Annotated in this window: 1 protein-coding gene; it reads left to right on the forward strand. The window is 40.7% G+C overall.

Translation table 11 applies throughout. The annotated features are described in order from the left end of the window. The first annotated feature begins 40 nt into the window (after positions 1 to 40). Positions 41 to 1,278 (forward strand): IS3 family transposase gene (locus AB6E52_RS23045; protein WP_102319877.1). Its coding sequence is split into 2 segments (ribosomal slippage): positions 41 to 413 and positions 413 to 1,278, totalling 1,239 coding nucleotides; the frame shifts between segments, so codons are not numbered across the junction. The last annotated feature ends 34 nt before the right edge of the window (positions 1,279 to 1,312 follow it).

A 1,312-nucleotide genomic window follows, 5' to 3' on the forward strand; every position in this document is an offset into this window, starting at 1 on the left:
TGTCCCGTCCTGAAATGTGTTTACACATTGAGGACGAATTATGGCTACTTCAAATAATACCTACGTTAAGCGCACTCAGCGTGATTACACACTAGGCTTTAAATTACAGGTCGTCGCCGCTGTAGAAAGAGGCGATATGACATATAAACAAGCCCAAACCATTTATGGTATCCAAGGCCGTTCAACTGTTTTAACTTGGCTTCGAAAGCACGGTAAGATGAATTGGGCGCAAACTCCAAGGATGAATACCATGCACCAATCAACTAAGCCTAAAGAGTCACCAGCACAGAAAATAAAGCGTCTTGAGAAAGAGCTGGAAGACGAAAAAATCAAGAATCTCTTTTTAAATAGAGTGGTTGATATTCTTGATGCTGAACACGGAACTAGCCTCAGAAAAAAGTATCTCACCAAGGAGCAAGAAGCCTTCAAGAACAAGAAGGAATAAGTTTAGTTCGAGTATGTAAGCTATGCGGGATAACGAGACAAAGCGTTTATCAACGAGAAAAGCGAGCTGTTCATCGCCAGTTGGAACTTAAACCCATCAAACAAATGGTGTTGGATATTAGACGTTATATGCCTCGGGTTGGCACTAGAAAGCTCTACTTTTTACTTAAGCCAAAGTTGCAAGAACAAGGTATCAAGTTAGGTCGGGATGCTCTTTTCAACTACTTACGTGATGAACGGTTATTGGTAAGACCTAAACGTAGTTTTACGAAAACGACAAACAGTAAGCATTGGATGAAAAAACATCCGAACTTATTAAAGAACTACAAACCATGCACTCCAGAGGGTGTGTTAGTAAGTGATATTACCTATATCCAATCAGATGAAGGCATTCACTATCTCTCATTGGTAACTGATGCGTTTAGTCGGAAAATTATGGGCTACGAGCTGAGCAACGAAATGAAGGCGACGGATGTTGTGAAAGCGCTAGATATGGCTATTAAGGGGCGTCAATATCATCGTTCGTGTATCCATCACTCTGATCGTGGTCTCCAGTATTGCTCCGGTGTTTATCAAGATAAGTTGAAAAGTAGCGGCATAAGCCCCTCGATGACAGACGGTTATGACTGCTATCAAAATGCATTAGCAGAGAGAGTAAATGGAATACTGAAACAAGAGTTCTTACTTAATAAGTGTAAAAACCTCGGAGAGCTTAAACAACTAGTAAAAGAGTCTATAAGTACCTATAACAATATGAGGCCGCACCTTAGTCTCAGGATGAAAACTCCAAATGAGGTGCATGAAAAAAGCCAACAGCTGATGCTGTTGGCTTAGTAGAAATACTGTCAACGTATTTTAGGACGAGACA

The sequence above is a fragment of the Vibrio sp. 10N.247.311.13 genome, from assembly GCF_041467595.1.
GTDB classification, from domain to species: Bacteria; Pseudomonadota; Gammaproteobacteria; order Enterobacterales; family Vibrionaceae; genus Vibrio; species Vibrio crassostreae_C.